We start from the raw sequence: 16,474 nt of genomic DNA, 5'->3' as shown, positions 1-16,474 counted from the left end.
CTTGTGCTTCTTTGTGACAAACAAATGGATTTTTGATTTAGCTATCGATTTCTGTCACGTTAATTTCATATTTGCATAAATCGCAGTTATGTACCATACTTTCGATTTGAACAAATTCATTATTGGAAAATAATGCGTTTAATTGCCCTTTTAAATAAGATTCATGTAATGTACAAACAATATCAGAGTGGGTATTAAGCTGCTCTTGGAACGGGCAGTTAAAAATGGAGAAGATTACTTTTTTACCTTTTTCCGACTGCTGTATTTGTGGAATATAGCCAATTAATGCGGCATTATCAGTTAATAACTGAAGCTTTTGTTCAAAGGATAGCATATTATTTAGTTTTAATTCTGCGTTAACATAATTTTTCATTTGCTGATAACCATCTTGATAACTAATTTCCTGACATTTTGTTAGCGCGGATGGCCCTAATTCTTCTACTAGCTGAATTGTCCATTTTAATAAGCGCTCTTCGTCACGTCTTGGGAAGGTTAGTGAAACTCCTTTTTCAGAAGCCTTATAAACACGACCAGGCCTTCCGCCTTTACCAGTTTTTGCAAAATCTGCCGAGATAATATTAATTTCAGAGAGCTTTGTTAAGTGAAGGCGAGCAACGTTAGGATGAATGCTAAATTTATCAGCAATATTTTGAACCGTTACTGTTTTTTTCTCTTTTAAAATATACTCATAAATGGAGTATCTTGTTTCATCGGCTAATGTACTAGTAATTTTTAATGGATGGATCATTTACATCACCTCAATTTAATTTTTTGGAAAATTGTAGTTGGTCAAAAGCTAGGAAAAAAATCATGTTGATTCTATTATATTGTATTATTGGAAAAGTTACAGTTTCTTTAGGCATAATTATTATCTTTTTCATGTTTTTTGTTCATATTTTGTGAAAAAATGTATGTTATCCACAAGTTTTTTTGAAAAATCTAGATTTCATAGTGAAATGGCAATTAAGATTTTATTTTAGAAAAAGGGCTTTTCTCGTAACGCAGACATCCTTATACTAGGAAATAACGAATAGAGCGGTCATATTCGAATGAACTAGAAAGAAGGTGTTATTATGCAAACTTTTGAATCTGTTGTAGAACAAAAAAGTGAGCATCTTTTAGTAAAGGCCTATCATTTTGGTGCTTCCGATTTATTACTTATACCGGAAGAAAATCGATATATCATCTATTTTCGTAAATATGATAAGTTGCTTCAGGCAGGGGAACTCCCCAACGAGCTTGCTGAGCGAATCGTGTCATATTATAAATATTTAGCAGCATTAGATATTAGTGAGCGTCGTAAACCTCAAAGTGGCTCATTTCAAAAAATAGTCGAGCAAAACCATTTTGCTTTTCGAGTTTCTACACTTCCTTCGGCTTATTTAAAAGAAAGCCTCATTATTCGGCTTCTACTTCAAAACCACGCATTTCCACTTACTTCTTTAAGTTATTCCGAATGTGCAGCACATAAGTTAACAAAGCTTGTTGAAAATCAGCAAGGAATTTTATTATTTTGCGGTGCAACGGGTTCTGGTAAAACTACATCTCTGTACTCTTTAATTCACCATTGTACTACTGTTCTTCATCGCCATGTGATTTCATTAGAAGATCCAGTGGAGAATAATCAGGTCAATCTTTTACAAATACAAGTAAATGAACGAGCAGGTATTACCTATGCCACAGGCTTAAAAGCGATTTTACGACATTCGCCAGATGTTATTATGATCGGTGAAATTCGCGATCAAGAAACGGCTAAAATTGCAATTCAAGCGGCATTAACCGGTCATTTAGTACTTTCTACTATTCATGCTAAAGATTCTGTAAGCTGTCTCTATCGCCTCATTGATTTAGGTATTTCTGATGAAGAGCTACGTCAAACAGTAATCGGTATTGTGGCTCAAGTTCTTATTCAAATACCACAACAGCAGGAGGAGCGCCGAGCATTGTTTGAAATATTAAGTGAGGACCATCTTGATATGGCTATAGGTGCGCTAAAGCAAAATGCTGTCTATAAATTGCCTTATGATCTAACGCTTGCTGGACAAAAAGAAGAAATTGAGAGGCAATACTATGCCAAAGCTCAGCACGTTTATTAATAGGCTTATACTGGATTACAAAAGAGCTACAATATGGCGACTAAAGGAACAAGCTCAGTTTATCAGTCGCTTAAGTGTATTAATACAGGAAGGTTATTTGTTTTCACAAGCAGTTTCAATGCTATTGCCACATCATGTAGCCAAGCATGAGGAGGTACAACAGTTTGTAGATGAAGCACTTAGGCAAGGTAAAGGAGTTATAGGTGTATTTGAAACATTACAACTAGCAAAGCATTATTTAATAGCCATTTCTATTGCTGAAAATAATGGACATATGATTGAAGCATTAAAAGCTGTTGCAAAGCAAATGACTATGAGCCAAGAGACAAAGAGAAAATTTATTAAGCTACTTTTGTATCCAGTAGTACTCATTGTGTTTTTGCTTCTACTGTTTTTAGTATTTCGTACAGTTTTCTTTCCTAACATAGAAACGATGGTTAAAAGCCGTACCATTGGAACAGAGGAAGAGGTAAGTATTGCACTATCAAAACTTTTATTACATGTGCCTGACGCATTTGTGATAATCGTTATTGTCATGACATGTAATAGTATTGTTTTTCAGCGGTTGCTATTAAGGCAATCGATTGCCCGTAGGCTATACGTCATATTGAGAATACCTTTTGTTAATCGTTATTTTCGGTTAACGATAACAAGGCAATTTGCTGCATATTTGGGTAGCTTGCTTCAAAGTGGCTTTTCTCTACAAGCTAGCCTGCAAATTTTAGAAGAGCAACGATTTCAACCATATGTTCAATATTTGGCGAGTCGTATAAAGGAAAGAGTTACATATGGTGATACGTTAACACAGGCTGTCATGTTTATAACAGCGTGGCAAAACGATTTTTCAACTTTCGTAGAACATGGTGAGCAAAGCGGTTATTTAGGGAAAGAATTAACACTATATAGTGAACTGTTGTTAGAAAAGCAGGAATTCCTGTTACAGAGAATGCTTGCTTTTGTACAACCTTCGTTTTTTGTTTTTATTGCGTTATGTATAGTTGCTGCCTATGTAAGTTTATTATTGCCGATATATCACATGATAGAACTAGTATAGGAGGAGGACCTTCAATGAAGCTTTTTAAACAAGAAGCTGGCTTTACACTAATTGAAATGTTAATCGTCTTGTTGATTATTTCAATCCTTATACTAATAACAATTCCAAATGTAACAAAACATTTTGCAACAATTGATGAAAAGGGCTGCGCTGCCTATATAGCTATGGTGCAAGGACAAGTAGAGGCATACCGAGTAGATTTTATGGCGTATCCTACTTTAGAAGATTTAGTTTCGAAAGGTTATTTAAAAGAGCAGGGAAAGACTTGTCCAAATAAAGAAGAAATTATCATTACGAATAAAGGAGAGGTTTTGTTAACCAAACAGTCTCCCATATCAGAGGCTGATAGCCAATGAATTGTCAAAAAAATGAGCGAGGCTATACATTAATTGAAATAGTAATTGTTTTGTTTGTTGTGATGACGTTAATAGCTATTGTGACACAATTTTCGTTAAAAGTAGCAGAAGCAAAAGAAATCGAACGCTTTTTTAGCCAAATTCAATTAGATCTCCACTATTTGCAAACGTATAGCATGCAGCATAAAGATTATATATTTATGAAATTTGAAAGTTCATCACAACGTTATAGTATAAAAAAGGATTTTTATACGAATATTTATATTCGCCCTTTTCCGAAGGGGGTTGAATTATTGTCTGATCGGAGTACCGTACAAACGATACGATTTAATTTTAAAGGGAATGTCATGACCCCAGGAACAGTTTATTTTAAAACACCCCAGGGGACTAAAAAGGTTGTCATTACTCTAGGGCGAGGGAGAGCACGAGTTGAATGAATGAAACAGGCTACTCATTTGTCGAAACAATCGTATCGGTTTTCATTATCATGATACTCTGTTCAACTTTAATTCCTATTAGTTACACAATGAAAACAAATTTATACAATAAAAGGCTAGAGGTTGCTGCAGCTGAAACAGCCTATGAAGGATTGAAGCAATATTTGTTTTTACAGCAAGTCCAAGGGATAAGGACAGTTGATGAGGTAAACTATCACTGGCTGTTTGATGGACAAGGGATATGTGTAACGTTCCAAAACACAAAAGAACAACGACAAAAGTGTATCCAACAAACAGGTGAAATTCGATGAATGAAAAAGGCTATACATTACTGGAAGCATTGTTTCAATTATTCGTATTTGTGCTAGTTTGTCATGTATTAATATTGATTATCCTTTGGGCTGCTAATATAAAAGCAACTATGATGACGGATGAACAAACAAAATGGGAGTTATTTGTTTTCGAAATGAATACGTATTTAACAAATGCTACTACGCCAATAACGATCAGAAGAGATCAAAAAAGAATTACGCTGAAAACATTAAATACACTTCATCATTTTGATTGCTATCGTAATATGATTCGAGATCAAGTTAATGGTGGCCATGTCCCAATGCTCATCGGGATTAATAAATGTCAGTTCCAATTTAACAATAATGAGCTCACAATAGCTGTCGAATTTCCAAGCGGTTTAAAAAAGGAGCGGACCTATTATGTACCAATTATTGAAAAATGATAGAGGGACTGTATTTTTAATCGCAATTGCATTATTATTTTTTGTAACTACTTTTGTTCTTGCGTATTGCATGTCTTATGAGATTCAGTTTCGAACATATGATGGGTTGGAAAAAATGAATGTTCGAGCTACGATAAATTTATTAGGACAAATTTTGTCAGACAGTGTAGAATCGTAGTAAGAAGGTGATTCGAATGCGAAAAATATATTTAGTTGGCTTTATGGGCTGCGGGAAAAGTGCGTTAGGAAGAAGGTTAAGCTATTTATTAAAGTTACCGTACTATGATATGGATCATGAAATTGTCAGACAGCAGGGGATGACGATTCCACAGATTTTTGAGAAATATGGAGAGGCTCGTTTCCGAGAAATAGAAACGGAATTTTTGAAAAATTTCCGCGACGAGGCATGTATTATCTCTACAGGTGGCGGTGCAGCTGTACATGGGGAAAACCGGAAAATTATGAGACGCAGTGGACTTGTATTCTTTTTAGATGCGACATTCGAAGATATTTATAAAAGAATACAGCATGATCCAAATAGACCAATTGTACAAAGATCAACAAAGGAAGAGTTAGAGGAGCTGTATCATTACAGAAGAAAATTCTATCGTGAAGCAGGACATATTCAAGTGCTTACAGAAGGTAGAACAATTCGACATATTCTCGAGTATTTAGTATTTCAAGTAAAAAGATTGAAAAACGAACGATAGTTATATTAAATGAACTTAATATTCGTCTTTTAAGTTAATTTAAAAAATGTTTGCCTTTTCAATACAATCAATGTTAGGATATAGACTAATAAGGTAACTTTTTGTACATTGAATACTAAATAGAACCAAGAGTATTCTTGGGCGGATGATTGTACGGGGAGAGCGCGTGTAGACGCCACCGAAGGAGCAAGTAGCAAAGGGCTATGAATCTCTCAGGTAAAAGGACTCGTACAAGACGCAACTCTGGAGAGTGCTGTAATACAACAGCCACCAAAGGGGAAAGCCTACTAACTGGCATTTTCGTAATGCGAGTTAGTTTGGTGTAACTTTCAGGTGCAAGGACAGAGAATCCCGAAAAGGGGTTCGTCTGTCTTTTTTTATGTCTAGGCATTTGTCAAAAGTACAATTGGGCAGTATTAATGCTTGCTACGTACATAGACTTATGCGCTTTACGATGTGGAAAAAAGCAGGCGAACTACTACCAGTAAAAATGATACTAACAATAAGGAGGCAATAGTAATGACGAATGAATTAAAACGTACACCTCTATTTGACGAATATGCAAAGTATGGTGGTAAAACAATTGACTTCGGTGGATGGGAATTACCAGTACAATTCACTTCTATTAAAGAAGAACATGATGCAGTGCGTAATCGTGCAGGCTTATTTGATGTGTCACATATGGGTGAAATTTTAGTAACTGGTCCTGAGGCTTTAGATTTTTTACAAAATCTGTTGTCGAATGACATTTCGAAAATTGCTACAGGTCAAGCGCAATACAATGCGATGTGCTATGAAGATGGTGGCGTTGTCGATGATTTATTAACTTATAAACTAGCAGACAATCATTATTTACTATGTGTCAATGCGGCAAATATTGAAAAAGATTATGACTGGATGATGGAAAATCAACATCAATATGATGTGACAATTGACAATCAATCTGATTCATATGCGCAGATCGCTCTACAAGGACCATTAGCTGAAGAACTTCTTCAATCATTAACAGCAACGGATTTAACTGCAATCAAATATTTCCGCTTCCAAGATGATGTTGAAATTGCAGGGCATAAAGCATTAGTTTCTCGCAGTGGTTATACGGGTGAAGATGGTTTTGAATTATATGGGGCTCCAGCGGACATTAAAGCATTATGGGATATCATCCTAGAAGCTGGAAAAGACAAAGGCGTTGTGCCAGCTGGCTTGGGTTGCCGTGATACACTACGCTTTGAAGCAGGACTTCCTCTTTATGGGCAAGAACTTTCAGCAACAATTTCACCACTTGAAGCGGGCATTGGCTTTGCTGTGAAATTAAATAAAGAAGACTTCATTGGTCATGGCGTGTTAGCAGAGCAAAAAGAAAATGGATTAGCGCGTAAAATCGTAGGTATTGAAATGATCGATAAAGGGATTCCACGACATGGCTACAAAGTGTTCAAAGATGGTAAAGAAATTGGTGAAGTGACAACAGGTACACAGCTTCCTTCTTCAAAACGTAATGTTGGTAACGCATTAATTGACAGCCAATTCGCAACAATCGGAACTGAATTGGAAATTGAAATTCGTGGTAAGCAATTAAAAGTAGTGACAGTTGAAACACCGTTTTACAAGCGTTCAAAATAAAATTTGAAAAGAGGGACCTACATTTATGAAACATCGTTATTTACCAATGACGGAGCAAGATAAAAAAGAAATGTTAGACGTAGTTGGTGTGTCATCAGTCGATGAGCTATTCGAGGATATTCCAGAAAAAGTACGTTTCAAAGGCCTTTATGATATTAAAGCAGCGAAATCAGAATCAGCACTTTTAAAAGAGTTATCTGCACTTGCTGCAAAAAACAATGATACGAATGCGAACGTATCCTTCTTAGGCGCAGGTGTCTATAATCACTATAAACCAATTATTGTAGACCATGTCATTTCTCGTTCAGAGTTTTACACTGCTTATACACCGTACCAACCTGAAATCTCACAAGGGGAATTACAAGCAATTTTTGAATTCCAAACGATGATTGCTGAGCTTACAGGAATGGATCTTGCGAACTCGTCTATGTATGATGGTGGAACGGCACTTGCTGAAGCAGGTATGTTAGCTGCAGGACATACACGTCGTAAGAAAATTTTAGTATCTGAAACGGTTCACCCTGAATATCGTGATGTCGTTGCTACATATGCATACGGTCAATCAATTGACATCGTAACAATCCCTCATAAAGATGGTGTGACAGATGTAGAAGCTTTAAAAGAGCTGATTGATGAAAATACAGCGGCTGTTATTGCACAATATCCAAACTTCTTTGGTCAAGTAGAGGATTTACAAGTAATCGGTGATATTGCACATGATGCAAAAAGTTTATTTGTTGTATCATCTAACCCACTAGCGCTTGGTATTTTAACACCTCCAGGTAAGCTTGGTGCTGATATTTGTGTTGGTGATGCACAAGTATTTGGTATTGCTGAAAGCTTCGGTGGTCCACACTGTGGTTTCTTCGCGGTAACAACAAAATTAATGCGTAAAGTTCCTGGCCGTCTTGTTGGTGAAACGGTAGATGGTGAAGGTCGCCGTGGTTATGTATTAACGCTACAAGCACGTGAGCAGCATATCCGTCGTGATAAAGCTACATCTAACATTTGTTCAAACCAAGCACTTTTAGCACTTGCAGCTTCTGTTGCAATGACAGCTTTAGGGAAGCAAGGCGTTCGAGAAATGGCTACGCAAAATATTGCGAAAACACGCTATGCGAAAAATGCCTTTGAAGCGGCAGGATTTACTGTTGCATTCCAAGGTGCGCACTTTAATGAAATCGTTGTGAAAACAAATAAATGCGTGAAAGAAATCAATAAAGGCTTAATTAAAAAGGTATTATCGGTGGTTATCCATTAGGTCAAACTTACGATTCACTTAAGCAACACGTACTAATCGCTGTAACAGAATTACGCACGAAGGAAGAAATTGATGCACTTGTTGCAGAAATGGGGGCTCTCAATGCATAACGAAAATCAATCACTCATTTTTGAAATTACAAAAGAAGGTCGCGTAGGGTATAGCTTAGAAGCTTTAGATGTACCAGAAGTTGATCTTGCAGATTTACTTCCTGCAAACTGTATTCGTGAAGAAGCAGCTGAGTTACCAGAAGTTTCGGAACTTGATATTATGCGTCATTATACAGCGCTATCTCGTCGTAACCACGGTGTAGACTCTGGATTCTACCCACTTGGCTCATGTACGATGAAGTACAACCCGAAAATTAATGAGTCAGTTGCACGTTTTTCTGGTTTTGCTAATGTTCATCCATTACAAGATGAATCAACTGTACAAGGTGCAATGGAGCTTCTTTATGAACTACAAACATCATTAGTAGAAATTACAGGTATGGATGAAGTGACATTACAACCAGCTGCAGGTGCCCATGGTGAATGGACAGCATTAATGATGATTCGTGCTTTCCATGAAGCAAATGGAGAAGGACATCGTAATAAAGTGATCGTTCCTGACTCAGCTCATGGTACAAATCCAGCATCAGCAACAGTTGCAGGCTTTGAAACTATTACAGTAAAATCTGATGAAAATGGCTTAGTAGACATCGAAGATTTACGTAAAGTAGTAGGTTCAGATACAGCGGCATTAATGCTAACAAACCCAAATACGCTTGGTCTATTTGAAGAAAATATTATCGAAATGGCAGAGCTTATCCATGAAGTTGGCGGTAAAGTATACTATGACGGCGCTAACTTAAATGCGGTTATGAGTAAAGCACGTCCTGGCGATATGGGCTTTGACTGTGTACACTTAAACTTACACAAAACGTTTACAGGTCCACACGGTGGCGGTGGTCCAGGTTCCGGTCCAGTAGGCGTAAAAGCTGATTTAATTCCGTTCCTACCAAAACCAGTACTTGTAAGAACAGAAGATGGTTCATACCACTTTGATTACGAGCGTCCACAATCAATCGGTCGTGTTAAACCTTACTATGGCAACTTTGGTATTAACGTACGTGCATATACGTACATTCGTACGATGGGCCCAGATGGCTTAAAAGCTGTCACAGAATATGCAGTACTAAACGCAAACTATATGATGCGTCGTCTAGAGCCATTCTACGATTTACCATATAACCGTCATTGTAAGCATGAATTTGTTCTATCTGGTCGTCGTCAGAAGAAACTTGGCGTTCGTACACTCGATATTGCAAAACGCCTGTTAGACTTTGGCTACCATCCACCAACAACGTACTTCCCGCTAAACGTGGAAGAGGCGTTAATGATTGAGCCTACAGAAACAGAATCAAAAGAAACATTAGATGCATTCTGCGATATTATGATTCAAATTGCGAAAGAAGCAGAAGAAAATCCATCTATCGTACAAGAAGCACCACATACAACAGTCGTAACTCGTCTTGACGAAACACGCGCTGCTCGTACACCAGTGCTTCGCTATCAAAAAGCATAATAATACACAATGCCCGACCAGTATTTTACTATACTGATCGGGCATTTTTTTGTGTTGGAGGAAAATTGAAGTTACTAGAAAAAGAGAAAAATATTATTTCTATGAAACTTATTCTAGTAGAATATTTTGATAAAAATATCTCGGATGTAGTGAAATTTCGAAAAAAATTTATTATTTTATAGAAAAAACCACCATTGTATAATATACGTAAAATTTAATACTTTCATTGGGAGGTCTATATGTCAATTAATACTAACTTTAATCAGCAACATTCTACTCATGTATCTGTGAAAAGATTTAGTAGCACTAATCCATTAATTGCTACATCAAACCAAAACAATGATAAAAGCATTAAAAATTTTGCCATGCCACAGCGTGACACCGTTGCTATTTCCAGTGAAGCAAGAAATATGTTCCTGGCAGCTCGTGCTTCTGCAAAACCTACCTCATGGGTGGATACAGCTTTGAACTGGGCAAAATCTACTGTTAGTTGGCTTAAAAGAGCTGGTCAATTTGCAGTAGATGCAGCTAAAGAAGGTATAGACTTTTTAGTACTGGATGATGTAAGAACGATTTTTAACCCGAATGCTGGTATTACAGAAAAAGGGATAGCTTTAGTTTCTCTCTTTCCAGCGGGGAAAGTGGTTAAATCAGGAAAATTATTCGCACTATTGAAGAAAGCAGGGAAATCCGCTGAAATTGATGCCTTTGCAGGTCTAGGTAAAATTCAAAAGTTTAATGCCAAAGGGATTTTATTAGATGGAAATAGCGGTACAGGTTGGGAGCACATTTACAAAAGACATGTTGCGGGCACTACTGCAAATAGAGGTACAACATTATTTCCTAGAGCACTCGGAGATGCACAGATAAAAAATTTAATCATGGAATCATTAGAAAAAGGAACTTTAAAAAGCACTCGTAATGATGGTACTAAAGTTTACACGTATCATCCGAAAAAGTATGGCATTTCTGAGATGACAACAATTGTTACAAAGGATAATATTATTAAAACATCTTATCCAAGAAGTGGGACATCAGTAATAAGAAAATAAACTAAAGGAGACTTAAAATGAAAATAAGATTCGATATCGAAAATGATGTATCTGTGCTTAAAAATAAAAATGTTCATGCTGATTTTTACCTTGATAGCTATTTGGAAGTATTTGTTATCGAAAAAAATAAGGAAGTATTACTTTTCTTTACAACAATGCACAGTACTATTGTTATTGATTTCAATCAACTATTAATAGAGTTGCATCAAACTGGCAAGGAGCAAACTCTTGAGACTTTTGGTAATGCCAATATCTATACATTTAAAAAAGAAGGAGGTAATATTCTGATTACAAACTTTGATGAATTCTCTAATACAGAAGAATGGCTATATTCATTTGATTTTATGGAATTTACGAAGGCTTATACAAAAGAGCTGCGACGATATTTGCATGCGATGGTAATGGAAGAAGCTAACATTATGAAACGTCCAAACTTTATTTTACTTAGACAAGGATTAAATGATTTAGAAAAAATTGTAAAAGAGAAATAATTTTGGAGAGATACTATTAAAATGAAAATAAGATTTGATCTAGAAGAAGATGATGTATCGGTTCTTCAAAATAAAACCGTCCATGCAGATTATTATCTCGACAGCTATTTAGAAGTATTTGTACTTGAAAATAATAAAGAAATTTTACTCTTCTCCACAACAATACACAGTACAATTATTATTACATTCAGTCAACAATTATTAGAGTTATATCAAACAGGTAAGAAACTCATTCTTGATACTTTTGGAAATGCGAACGTCTATACCTTTAAAAAAGCTGGAAATAATGTCTTTATTACAAATTTTAGTGTATTCTCTAATTCAGAAGAATGGCAATATACATTTGAGTTTAAAGCATTTTTGAAGGCTTATACGAAAGGGTTACGTCAACATTTACAAAATTTAATAGGAAAAGATGCGAATATTGTAAAACGTCCAGACTTTATCTTATTGAGGGAAAAATTAATGAACTTAGAAGAGGTTGTCCACAGGAAATAATATAGAGAGAATAATGAAAATTAGATATAAGAGAAATAATTTGGAGAGGTACTATAAACATGAAAATTAGATTTGATCTAGAAGAAGATGATGTATCGGTTCTGAAAAATAAAACCGTCCATGCAGATTATTATCTCGACAGCTATTTAGAAGTATTTGTACTTGCAAATAATAAAGAAATTTTACTCTTCTCTACAACGTTGCACAGTACAATAGTGATTGAATTTAATCACCTATTACTTGATTTATATCAAACGGGTGAGGAGCGAGTTCTTGATACTTTTGGTAATGCGAATGTCTATACTTATAAAAAAGAGGGGAAAAATATAGTCATTACAAATTTTGATGCGTTTTCGGATTCACAAGAATGGCAATATACATTTGATTTTATGGAATTTACGAAGGCTTATACAAAGGAGCTGAAACGATATTTACAGGCGATGGTAGCAAAAGAGCCAAACAATATGAAACGTCCAAACTTTAAGTTATTGATCCAAGGATTAGCCGCATTAGAAGCTATAGTTGGGGCAAAATAATTTGGATAGATAAGCAAACAATGAAAATTAGATTCGATTGCAAAAATAATGAACTGAACTAAAAGCGTCCGATCGTTACTTATCGGACGTTTTTTATTTTGATGGATAGAAAAGGCATGTTATGGAGTTGGAAGTTTCATATCCAATAATTTTTTTATTAAAAGGTGTATTTTTATATAATTGCTTTAATTTGTATTTTAGTTAAAATAATTACATATTGAGATAGCGTTCTACTTTATGATTATTGTTTTAAGAGTAACAAAATTTGATGAAATGGAGGAAAAATCAAAATGTCTGTGGCTCAATGTGAAGTAAGCTTACCTGTACATAGTATTCTACATGATACATATAAAACAAAAGAAGTAATTGCTACTAGTAAATTATCTATTGTTTATTTGGCGGAAACACTCAATGAAGGCAGGCAGGTAACGATTAAAGAGTTTTTTCCACAGGAACTTGCGTTACGGGATTTAGATAATAGAGCAGTAATTAACCGTCTGCCATCAACAAAGCCAAAATTTGAGGATTTAAAAGCAACTTTTCTAAATGAAGCCATCATCATGAAGCAAATAAGTCATCGAAATATTGTCAATTTTATAGACTTTTTTGAGGAGAATGAAACGCTATATATCATAATGGATTATTATGAAGGCATATTATTAGATCATTATTTAAAAGATATTTCACTTAATAATAGGGAGCAATTATACACTAGTATTTTTCTGCCGTTAATTGATGCTTTAAGTTATCTACATAAACAAGGTATTCTACATCGAGACATTAAACCGAGTAATATTATGATCGATTTAGAGGGTAATCCATTTTTACTAGACTTTGGATCTGCGATTTTTTATAAAAATGCCAAAGAATATCAAATTTTTATAAGCCCTGGGTACACTCCTCTTGAGCAATATTCAAATGTCTCTGTACAAGGGGTCTATACAGATATGTATAGTTTAGCCGCAACTTTTTATTATTTATTAACAAATATGGTTCCACCTGATATTTCACAGAGGCTAATTGAGGATAATATTGATCATATAAGAAAATATAATAAAAGGGTAACTATGCTTTTAGCCCATACAATCATGTGGGGAATGGCTTTACAGGCAAAAAAAAGATGCCCTTCTTTAAAAGTTATGAAATGCATTATTCTATTTGAAGATTTTGTCAATAGAATAAGGAACTATTTTAAGGTAAATAATACAAAATAACCAATAAATTAGGATGCATAATCCGATACTATCATTTTACAGTGTAACTAGGAACAAACTTAAACAGCTAAAGGCGTATTTAAAATACACCTTAGGCTGTTTTTTTTGATAAAAAAAAGTGAATATCTACACTTTTTTTAGAGAAATATCATAAAAATTATAATGTCGCTTTTTTATCGGAAATCCATTAGTGTCCTATAATTTACAAAATATTCTATTGTAAATATTGACAATATAATTAGATATTGTATAGTTACTTTGTGATACATAATGTCATTTGTGATGTAGATAAAAGGGTTATGAAATTACAACTTCAGTTTTATCTAAACTGTATTTTATTTTACTTTAGTTGGAATTTTATTACTTAAAAGTAAATTTAAAGTTTGTATTCACTAATGATTATGCTTACTCGAAATTTACTATAAAAAGGAGGGATGGCTGTAGGTTTTACAGCCGAATAAATGGAGATTATTAATCAAACAAACAGAACAATGCTCTTTGAGGAAATCAATCCAGAAAAGCTGGATTTGATTACACTAGTGGGGGATGTAAAAGGAATTGACAGTTTAAGTGATGAGAAAGTGAAAGAAATAAATCAATACCTTCTTGTAAAAAGCTTTGACGAATTTTTAGATAAGTTCTCTCCAACGGTCTATTCGTTCTACAATGCTGCGAATCAGAAAGTAATGTATACGCTTAAAAAACCTGAAGGCATTCAAGAAGATTGTATTTCCGAAATAGCAATCGATCAAAACAATGATTTTTTAAAGATGCTATTTACCCTCATTGATACAAAACGAAGCCAAGGAATTACGAATGTAGACTTTAAATTTGAAAATTTACTAGATATGATCTCTCCTAAAAAGGTGATGGATGATATTCGCCAAGTAAGAAAAGAGATTCATTACTTGTATGGTGAATATGACAAGCTAGATGAAGGGGATCCGAAAAAGCTAGACACAGGGGATAAGTTAAATCTTATGTTCGAAGTAGCTAGCCGAAATTATAACAATGTTATGGCTATGTTGCCGTTAGCAATCGAAGATATTAAAACGAGACTGCTACTAGGAGCTAATCAAGAGGAAAACGAATCCGAAAAACTGCAAATCGGGACACTTACAATTGGTGATACGGGTGAATTAAAAATTATCGAGGCACCTCAAACGAATACTTCTGAGTTGATGGTTATTGAGGAGAATAGTAACTATGGTTTAAGTACTGTTTTTGAGGAAGACTATGAGGCGATTACAGAATCACCATCTTCCTATGTAAAGGATTTAGTAGTAAGAACATTCTCGCCATTACCATCTATAAAAGCAGATTTTGACGTGGAAACAGAGGTTCAAAATTACAATACATACCTAGAATTCTATAAGGATGCAAAGGATGAATTTGTAAAGACAGTGAAGCCATTAGTAGAAAAGCTACTAGGTGTCAAAATGTATTTTGATCAATATGCGACAAAAAATAAAGGTATGCAACCTTCGTTATTAGTGACAAATGCAAAATTGGATATGCTCGTTAAGAGTAATAATTTACCAAGGTTGCGGACGTATTTAAATACAGTCAATTCGAAAAATGATTTCTCAGATACTGTATGGTATGGCATCGTGCCAGCACTTGAGCTTGAAGCATCAGGAAAGATGAAAGTGAGCCGATCTCGATTCAAAGGAAATGAAAAGGTTGCAAAGCAAGAAGGTAACACGATGGAATCCTTATCTAGTCTTCTAGATACAGTAAAAGATTATAAAGTCCAAATATTCTTTAACTTTATGACGGAAGAAGAAACTACTTTCAACGGCATTGCAACAGCAGGCATTGACCGTCTCATCGATAAATGTTCGGTTCTCCTTCGAAAAGATTACAGTGAATTTGCGATTCCTTGCTTACCCAATTTTACAATTATTCCAAAAGACAAGTCAGGCGTAGTCATTGATACAAGGATGCAAACAACCGAAAATGGTGCGCGCCTATCGAAAGAAAAAGAAGATATTCTCAAGCTTTGGATAGAAGGCGTATATGTAGGCGCGAGCTATGTAGCAGCAGGTATTGTGTCTGCTTATCAATGTCCTGAGTACTTAAAGGAATCATTCCGCAATGTAAAGAGAAGTTATCCAGGCGTACGCTTTGACATAGAAGCAGGCGATAACTCATTAAGAGCTGTGACAACAATGGCTAAAGAAATTTCTGGGTTCACGAACAATATTAAAGATGCGATTAATAGCAGAAGCTTTGGTTTTGTATTCTCATCAGAAAATGCACAGCTACAGGATAAAGATATTAAACGTATTACAGTGTACAAAGCAAGAAGTTTAGCGATGGAAGAGGATGGATTTGATTCAATCTACAAAACACAAGTGAGTACGTATATTGAAAGAATTTTAAGATTCCAATCAGGGGACTTCAAGCACGAAAACATTGTTCGATTCTTTAGTAATAATCCAAGTAGTCAAAAAAGTAAGTGGCTTAATGATAAAGGCTATGTAAACTCCGTTATCCATGATGGTGATGACATTGGCTACATTATTGATGATAAAACAAGCTTATGCCAAATTGATCTCGTATTTAACGGCAATGTGAAGAATCTTGAAGTAATGATTACTAAAGGAACAAGTGCTGTAAAAGCTTAAAAAGTACCAATAATAGACTGCATACAACGATTTTAAATTGTATGTTTAAGATTTATTTTTTAATAAATCTTTTAACATAAATATGAATGACCTCAACATACTGACTTGATGAAATAAATACATATTTCTCGTTGAAATTCTTTTAAAATTTACACGAGAAATGAAGTCAGCTAGAAACATGGTCATTTTTATCAAGTTTAGTATGACGAGTGCG

General features: G+C 34.9%; 17 protein-coding genes, 1 pseudogene and 1 riboswitch. Of the genes and pseudogenes, 17 read left to right on the top strand and 1 reads right to left on the bottom strand.

Going from position 1 to position 16,474, the window contains the following annotated elements; genetic code table 11:
* Positions 1-37 precede the first annotated feature (37 nt).
* Positions 38-748: a helix-turn-helix transcriptional regulator gene (locus ACIQXW_RS10500; protein WP_340823757.1), complete on the bottom strand. Its 711-nt coding sequence runs from the start codon at positions 746-748 to the stop codon at positions 38-40.
* Between the two features lie 325 nt (positions 749-1,073).
* On the opposite strand from ACIQXW_RS10500, the gene comGA reads away from it, so the two are divergent.
* The 17 genes and pseudogenes from comGA to ACIQXW_RS10415 all read left to right on the top strand — a co-directional run bounded on the left by comGA (position 1,074) and on the right by ACIQXW_RS10415 (position 16,260).
* Positions 1,074-2,096, top strand: coding sequence for a competence type IV pilus ATPase ComGA (comGA, locus tag ACIQXW_RS10495; RefSeq protein ID WP_402761837.1), 1,023 nt, complete (start codon positions 1,074-1,076; stop codon positions 2,094-2,096).
* Positions 2,071-3,150: a competence type IV pilus assembly protein ComGB gene (gene comGB / locus ACIQXW_RS10490; protein ID WP_402761834.1), complete on the top strand. Its 1,080-nt coding sequence runs from the start codon at positions 2,071-2,073 to the stop codon at positions 3,148-3,150. The genes comGA and comGB overlap by 26 nt, the downstream gene beginning before the upstream one ends.
* A 14-nt stretch (positions 3,151-3,164) precedes the next feature.
* Positions 3,165-3,506, top strand: coding sequence for a competence type IV pilus major pilin ComGC (comGC, locus tag ACIQXW_RS10485; RefSeq protein WP_402761832.1), 342 nt, complete (start codon positions 3,165-3,167; stop codon positions 3,504-3,506).
* Positions 3,503-3,943, top strand: a complete 441-nt coding sequence (gene comGD / locus ACIQXW_RS10480) for a competence type IV pilus minor pilin ComGD (RefSeq protein WP_340823763.1) — start codon at positions 3,503-3,505, stop codon at positions 3,941-3,943. The genes comGC and comGD overlap by 4 nt, the downstream gene beginning before the upstream one ends.
* Positions 3,940-4,254, top strand: coding sequence for a hypothetical protein (locus ACIQXW_RS10475; RefSeq protein WP_340823765.1), 315 nt, complete (start codon positions 3,940-3,942; stop codon positions 4,252-4,254). The genes comGD and ACIQXW_RS10475 overlap by 4 nt, the downstream gene beginning before the upstream one ends.
* Positions 4,251-4,679 carry a competence type IV pilus minor pilin ComGF gene (comGF, locus tag ACIQXW_RS10470; protein ID WP_402761829.1) on the top strand — a complete coding sequence of 143 codons (429 nt, stop codon included), beginning with the start codon at positions 4,251-4,253 and terminating at the stop codon, positions 4,677-4,679. Before ACIQXW_RS10475 ends, comGF begins: the two co-directional genes overlap by 4 nt.
* A complete protein-coding gene (locus tag ACIQXW_RS10465; protein WP_402761826.1) occupies positions 4,657-4,857 on the top strand; it encodes a hypothetical protein in 201 nt (66 codons plus the stop codon). Before comGF ends, ACIQXW_RS10465 begins: the two co-directional genes overlap by 23 nt.
* A gap of 16 nt (positions 4,858-4,873) precedes the next feature.
* Positions 4,874-5,389: a shikimate kinase gene (locus tag ACIQXW_RS10460; RefSeq protein WP_402761823.1), complete on the top strand. Its 516-nt coding sequence runs from the start codon at positions 4,874-4,876 to the stop codon at positions 5,387-5,389.
* A 145-nt stretch (positions 5,390-5,534) separates the two neighbouring features.
* Positions 5,535-5,627: riboswitch (glycine riboswitch) on the top strand.
* A 281-nt stretch (positions 5,628-5,908) separates the two neighbouring features.
* Positions 5,909-7,012 carry a glycine cleavage system aminomethyltransferase GcvT gene (gene gcvT / locus ACIQXW_RS10455; protein ID WP_340823771.1) on the top strand — a complete coding sequence of 368 codons (1,104 nt, stop codon included), beginning with the start codon at positions 5,909-5,911 and terminating at the stop codon, positions 7,010-7,012.
* Between the two features lie 25 nt (positions 7,013-7,037).
* Positions 7,038-8,383 (top strand): annotated as a pseudogene (gcvPA, locus tag ACIQXW_RS10450) (aminomethyl-transferring glycine dehydrogenase subunit GcvPA).
* Complete coding sequence (gene gcvPB / locus ACIQXW_RS10445; RefSeq protein ID WP_340823774.1) at positions 8,376-9,839, top strand: aminomethyl-transferring glycine dehydrogenase subunit GcvPB; 1,464 nt, start codon at positions 8,376-8,378, stop codon at positions 9,837-9,839. The pseudogene gcvPA and the gene gcvPB overlap by 8 nt, the downstream one beginning before the upstream one ends.
* A 239-nt stretch (positions 9,840-10,078) precedes the next feature.
* Complete coding sequence (locus ACIQXW_RS10440) at positions 10,079-10,891, top strand: hypothetical protein (RefSeq protein ID WP_402761819.1); 813 nt, start codon at positions 10,079-10,081, stop codon at positions 10,889-10,891.
* A 17-nt stretch (positions 10,892-10,908) separates the two neighbouring features.
* Entirely contained in the window at positions 10,909-11,382 is a 474-nt protein-coding gene (locus ACIQXW_RS10435) for a hypothetical protein (protein WP_340823777.1), read from the top strand.
* Between the two features lie 21 nt (positions 11,383-11,403).
* Entirely contained in the window at positions 11,404-11,880 is a 477-nt protein-coding gene (locus ACIQXW_RS10430; RefSeq protein WP_340823779.1) for a hypothetical protein, read from the top strand.
* 59 nt (positions 11,881-11,939) lie between these two features.
* Complete coding sequence (locus ACIQXW_RS10425; protein WP_402761816.1) at positions 11,940-12,416, top strand: hypothetical protein; 477 nt, start codon at positions 11,940-11,942, stop codon at positions 12,414-12,416.
* Between the two features lie 290 nt (positions 12,417-12,706).
* Positions 12,707-13,630, top strand: coding sequence for a serine/threonine-protein kinase (locus tag ACIQXW_RS10420; RefSeq protein ID WP_402761813.1), 924 nt, complete (start codon positions 12,707-12,709; stop codon positions 13,628-13,630).
* A gap of 461 nt (positions 13,631-14,091) precedes the next feature.
* On the top strand, positions 14,092-16,260 hold the full coding sequence (locus ACIQXW_RS10415; RefSeq protein WP_402761810.1) for a transcriptional regulator: 2,169 nt from the start codon (positions 14,092-14,094) through the stop codon (positions 16,258-16,260).
* The last annotated feature ends 214 nt before the right edge of the window (positions 16,261-16,474 follow it).

The organism is Lysinibacillus sp. NPDC097162, assembly GCF_044762185.1.
GTDB lineage: Bacteria > Bacillota > Bacilli > Bacillales_A > Planococcaceae > Lysinibacillus.
The sequence above is the reverse complement of the archived record's forward strand: the minus strand, read 5'-3'. Positions and strand labels throughout refer to the sequence as shown.